Source organism: Clostridium sp. AF22-10 (assembly GCF_003478725.1).
GTDB lineage: Bacteria > Bacillota > Clostridia > Lachnospirales > Lachnospiraceae > Otoolea > Otoolea fessa.
Genome location: NZ_QUFZ01000041.1, coordinates 1 through 5,881, shown reverse-complemented (window position 1 = coordinate 5,881; position 5,881 = coordinate 1). Strand labels below are relative to the sequence as shown.

At 42.5% G+C, this 5,881-nt stretch carries 4 protein-coding genes; 3 read left to right on the top strand and 1 reads right to left on the bottom strand.

Translation table 11 applies throughout. The features are described from left to right. The first annotated feature begins 134 nt into the window (after positions 1-134). The 3 genes from DWX91_RS15710 to pepD all read left to right on the top strand — a co-directional run bounded on the left by DWX91_RS15710 (position 135) and on the right by pepD (position 4,429). Entirely contained in the window at positions 135-1,748 is a 1,614-nt protein-coding gene (locus tag DWX91_RS15710) for an OPT/YSL family transporter (RefSeq protein ID WP_227589784.1), read from the top strand. 27 nt (positions 1,749-1,775) lie between these two features. Continuing rightward, entirely contained in the window at positions 1,776-2,840 is a 1,065-nt protein-coding gene (locus DWX91_RS15705) for an aminopeptidase (RefSeq protein WP_022360655.1), read from the top strand. A gap of 140 nt (positions 2,841-2,980) precedes the next feature. Next, positions 2,981-4,429 carry a beta-Ala-His dipeptidase gene (pepD, locus tag DWX91_RS15700; protein WP_182426687.1) on the top strand — a complete coding sequence of 483 codons (1,449 nt, stop codon included), beginning with the start codon at positions 2,981-2,983 and terminating at the stop codon, positions 4,427-4,429. 75 nt (positions 4,430-4,504) lie between these two features. Here pepD and DWX91_RS15695 read toward each other — a convergent pair whose 3' ends face one another. Continuing rightward, positions 4,505-5,503, bottom strand: coding sequence for an isocitrate/isopropylmalate dehydrogenase family protein (locus DWX91_RS15695; RefSeq protein WP_118473021.1), 999 nt, complete (start codon positions 5,501-5,503; stop codon positions 4,505-4,507). Between the last annotated feature and the right edge of the window lie 378 nt (positions 5,504-5,881).

The following is a 5,881-nucleotide window of genomic DNA, read 5'->3' as shown; positions in this document are numbered from 1 at the left end:
TATAAAATAACATAATTTCATTTTATTTGATTTATATGCTAAGATCAAGACAAAGAAAAATATTTTTCGTGAATTTCAAAAAAGTATACTAATCTGAATTCATTCATTGCATGACAAAAGAAAGGAGGAAATTTATGAATAAAAAACACCCATCTGCATGGGATCCAGCTATTATGTTGTTAAATATTTTAGTTTCTGTGATTGGTTCAATCATTGGTCTCGAGTTAATTGCCAGATTGGGAATCAGTACAAATACATCCATCATCGGTGCACTGTTTGCAATTATTATTGCCAGAATTCCGTTGAAGATATTCCAGAAATATAAAGATATTAATACCCAGAACCTTGTCCAGACAGCTATGTCAGGTGCAACGTTCGCTGCTTCAAACGGTATTTTCTTATCCATCGGTATTCCTTATCTGTTAGGAAGACATGATCTGGTTATTCCAATGATGGTAGGTGCTTCATTAGCAGTAATCATTGATGCAACGATTCTTTATAAGGTGTTTGATACAGAGATGTTCCCGGCAAAAGAAGCATGGGCACCCGGTATTGCAGCAGCAGAGGCTATGCTGGCAGTTGCTGAAAAGGGAAAGAACTCCGTTATCCTTATGATTGGTATGGTTGGCGGAATCGTTGGAAAGATTTTTGGTATTCCGACCGATATCCTGGGCGTAGGCTGGATTGGAAATATGTGGGCTCTTGGTGCATTTGGCGTGGGCCTTCTGATTTCCGAATACACTCCGAAATTCTTCAACATCAAACTTGGCGATTACTATGTACCTCATGGTGTCATGATTGGTGCCGGATTCGTTGCTCTTATCCAGATGATTCTGATTCTTCAGAAAAAGAGCAAGAAAGAAAAAGAAGCGGCAGCAGCTGAGGCTGCAACTGGAAAGGTAGAAAAGAAAGAATTTACCAGAAGCTTAAAGAGCATGAAGTTCTCCCTTGCAGAAGGTTTTGGCGCATATATTCTGGTATCCATTGTTATGGCAATTATGTGTGGATTTTCGGCAGATATGAGTGCTGGAATGTTCGTATGGTGGATTATCTTTGCAGCCCTTTCTGCAATCATTTCCGAGCTGATTGTTGGTATCTCCGCCATGCACTCCGGATGGTTCCCGGCATTTGCAACAGCTTTCATTTTCCTGATTCTTGGAATGCTGTTTGGATTCCCGCCGGCACAGCTGGCAATCCTGGTTGGCTTTACTTCCGCAACCGGACCGGCCTTTGCTGATATGGCATATGACCTGAAATCTGGTTATATTGTCAGAGGCAACGGTGAAGATGTTCCGTTTGAGATGGAAGGAAGAAGACAGCAGTATATTGCAAAAATGGTCAGTGCTGTAATTGCAATTCTGGTTGTTCTCTTTACTTACAAAGCATATTTTGAAAAAGGAATGCTCGCACCGGTTGATGCTGTATATGTGGCAACTATTGATGCAGGAACTAATATGGCAGTAGCAAAGAACCTGATTATCTGGGCTATCCCGGGAGCACTTCTTCAGGCAATCGGCGGTTCAGGCCGTCAGTTAGGTGTTTTATTTGCGACCGGTCTTCTGATTGCTTCTCCGATGGCTGGTATTACAGTACTCGTTGGTCTTTTGATTCGTTACATTGTAGTTAAGAAATATGGTGATCTTGGACAGAGTAAACTGTATATTCTGGGTGCCGGATTCATTACCGGTGCCGCCCTGTACAGCTTCTTCAGCTCCACGATGAACCTTGGAAAGAAACTTAATAAATAAAAATATATATTATAGGAGGAACTTATTATGGAATATCCGGTTGGCGTAGAAATGTCAAACACTTACTTATCATTTGAAGTAACAAGTGCTGCTTTAAAACTGGTACGTGATTTCATGCTTGTAAAAGAGGGTGAAAATGTAGTTATCACCGCTGATACATCTGCAGATTTCCGTGTGGTTGAGGCGGTTGCAGGTGCAGCATATTCAGTTGGTGCAAATCCGGTTATTATTCACTATCCGACTTCCGGAAAAGCGTATGAAGAACCGATTCGCCCGGTTGCAGATGCAGTAGTGCATGCAGATGTATGGATTGAGTTAGCATACTATTGCTCTATGCATACTCCTTGCTTTAGAAAAGCAATGGAGAATGGTGCAAGATTTACTTGCTTAAATGGTATGGATGTTATCATGCTGGTAAATACGGTTGGCCGTGTTGACTATGATGTCCTGATTGAATTTGGTGAGTATCTGACAGATAAAGTTCATCGCTCAAATGAAGTAATTGTTACGGATAAGAATGGAACAAATTTAGTTGGCTACAATCAGGGACGCGGCGTTAAACATTCTGGACAGAGAGCAACCAAGAAGGGCTATCCGGTTATGTTAGGCGGTCAGGTAAGCTGGTGTCCGGTAGAGGAGACTATCAATGGTAAATTAATTTTTGATTCTGCTCTGTTCCCACCGGATACATTAGGTCTTCTTAACAGCAATGTAGAGCTGACCCTGGAAAAAGGTGTTGTAACAAAAATAGAAGGCGGAAAAGATGCTGCTATCTTCGAAAAATGGCTGAATAAATTTAATGACCCGAATATGTTCCGTCTGGCTCATTATTCCATCGGCTTTAACCCGGGCGTAACCAAACCTACCGGACGTATTGTTGAGGATGAGAGACTCTTTGGATGTATCGAGATGGGTATCGGAAGTCAGGGAGCCAGCTTAATGGGAGCTTGCTGGGATGCTGCTGCTCATACAGATGGTATTGTTTCTAAACCGACGATTCTTCTGGATGGCTATAAGCTGGAAGAAAACGGAATCTATGTAGATCCGGAAGCAAGAAAATTCTGTAAAGCACTTGGCGTTGAAGGATATTAATCATTACAATGGTAGTAAACATACCTAAATAATACCTCTAATTGGGAAAGGGCGCTGTCAGAATTGTCAGCGCCCTATTATCTCAAAAGCGTTTATCCTAAATTTTCGTATCAAATTGTATGTACGGGGAGATTATATTTATGGAAAGACAATCTAAAAATGAAAAGCTGCTTCAATATTTTAAAGATATCTGCCGTATTCCGAGACAAACCGGTGACGAGGAAGCGATCAGCCAGTATCTGCTCGATTTTGCAAAAGCCAGAGGCCTGCAGGCAGAACGGGATGCCCATCATAATGTGCTGATTCGGAAACCGTCAACGATTCCTGGATATAAGGGACCAACGGTTATTGTGCAGGGTCATATGGACATTGTCTATGAAAAGAGCGCAGATAGCACTCATAAGTACGAAGATGGTATCCATGTTGTGGAAGAAGATGGTTATTTGAAATCAGCGGATGGAACCTCTCTTGGTGCTGATAACGGACTGGCAGTTGCTTATGCAATGGATTTGCTGGATCGAAATGATCTGCCGCTTCCGGCCCTGGAGATTTTAATTACTTCCAGTGAAGAAGTGGGCCTAGAGGGAGTTAAGCATCTGGAACTTACAGATGTCAAAGGAAGCTATCTGATTAATTTGGATGCAGAAGAAGAAGGTGTTTTCTTTACAAGCTGTGCAGGAGGAGTCAGAACCGATCTTTCTCTTCCGCTGAAATATACGGGCTCAACGGAAGATATTGCATATACATTGACATTATGTGGATTAAGCGGAGGACATTCGGGTCTGGATATAGCTCTTGGAAAAGCAAATGCAATTCAGCTTGTGGGAAGAATTCTTTATCATATTGCTCCATTTGCACGTATTTCTTCGCTGGATGCGCCTGGAAAAGCAAATGCAATTGCATCTAAGGGAACGATTGTTATGCACACATCAAGTCAGGACGAAGAGGCATTATTAAAAGAACTCTCTAAACTGGAAGAAATGCTGAAAGCACAGTTTTCTGAAACAGAAAACCTGTCATTCCGCCTGGAGAAGGAAGAGCAGAAAAAAGAGGTAACTGTGTTTACAAAGGAAACGGTGAATTTGATTATCGAGGCAATTACGTTTCTTCCGTGCGGCGTTATCAGCCGAACCAGAGAAAATGTGGAAATGGTACAGACATCTTCTAATATAGGCAGTATGACGATTCAGGATGGAACACTTGAGTTCCTGTGTTCCGGAAGAAGCTCTGTAAAATTAGAAAAAGCACAGTTAAAAGAAAAAATGCAGATATTATCGAAGGCATTGGAAATGAACTGCACCTTCCATGGTGATTATCCGCAGTGGGAATATCGTAAAGAATCTAAACTTCGTGATATTTGTGCGAAGACATACCGTGAGTATTCTGGAAAAGATGCTGTTTTCACAGGAATTCATGCCGGAATCGAATGTGGATATCTGGCAGAAAAACTGGGAGATCATATCGATATGATTTCCTGTGGTGCAAATCTTTATGATGTTCATACACCGCATGAAAAAGCAGATGTGGAATCTTTCTATCGGATGGAAGAAGTAATTATTGCGATCCTTCAGGAGATTGCAAAAGCTTAGTGTTTAGCACAATATAATATATTAAAGCCCCGGAATCAAAAAATTCCGGGGCTTTTGCTGTGCGTGTATGAAGTTTTACAGTCTCGCAATCACTGCGTCCACATATTCCTCGGTGGTTGCAGTTCCATGCAGATCTCTTGTCAGGTGCTTGCCTTCTGCCAGAACCTCATCCACAGCCTTGCGGATGCGTCCGGCGGTCTCATTTTCACCTAAGTACTCTAACATCATGCAGGCAGACCACAGGAATGCGGTCGGGTTTGCCAGGTGCTTGCCTGCAATATCCGGTGCACTGCCATGTACGGCCTCAAACATAGCATAGTCAGAACCGATATTGCTGGATGGAACGAGTCCCAGGCCTCCGATCAGGCCGCTGCACAGGTCCGAAAGAATATCTCCGTACAGGTTCTGCATTACCATAACATCAAACTGGTTTGGATTCATGACAAGCTGCATGCAGGTGTTATCGATGATTTTATCATCACCTTCAATCTCCGGATATTCCTTTGCAATCTCTTTGAAAATGGAAAGGAACATGCCATCGGACATTTTCAGGATATTTGCCTTATGAATACAGGTTACTTTCTTGCGTCCGTTCTTTTTCGCATACTCGAATGCATCGCGGATAATGCGCTCGCTTGCCTGTCTTGTAACAATCTTAATTGCATGAACTGTATCCGGATTTACCTGCTCCTCTACACCAACATAAAGACCTTCTGTATTTTCGCGGAAAATCACGATATCCACATTCTCAAATGGAGTTTTTACTGCCGCGTTGGACTTAACCGGGCGGATATTGGCATACAGGTCATACTGTCCGCGAAGTGTTACATTCAGGGAGCGGAATCCTTTTCCAACCGGAGTCGTAATCGGGGATTTTAAGAGTATTTTGGTGCGCTCGAAGGAAGCATAAGCTTCCTCTGGAATCAAAGCACCGTTGCGTTTCCACTCATCCTCACCAACATTGAAAATTTCATATTCCAGCGGTGCATCTGCCGCTTTTAAAATCTTTAACACATTATCAACTAACTCCGGACCGATACCATCGCCGCGAAATACTGTAATTTTATGACTCATTTCTTTATCCTCCTTCTTGATTTTCCCAATCGTAACTGTTCAGTACCTTCACAGTCACGCGCAAAAATCCATTAAAAATTGCCTACGGCAATGGGATTTTTGCCTGCTGACCTACTGAACAGTTACTTCCAATCTTCATATTTTATCGAAAGCTGCCAGAACAGGCTGACAGCTTTTCGAACAAACAACTTCTCATTCAAGTCGAACGTCCGTGAGACTTGGCGCGTGATTCTGGTCAGCGTAAGCTGACATATTCTTTACAGAATCACTGCGCATCCTCGCGGAGCGTTTATCTCAGTCGGAGACAAGGCTTCCACTGAGACAAATTTGCTATTACTCACCACCTGAAGAGGTGGGAGTCTTCTCGACTGAGATAAA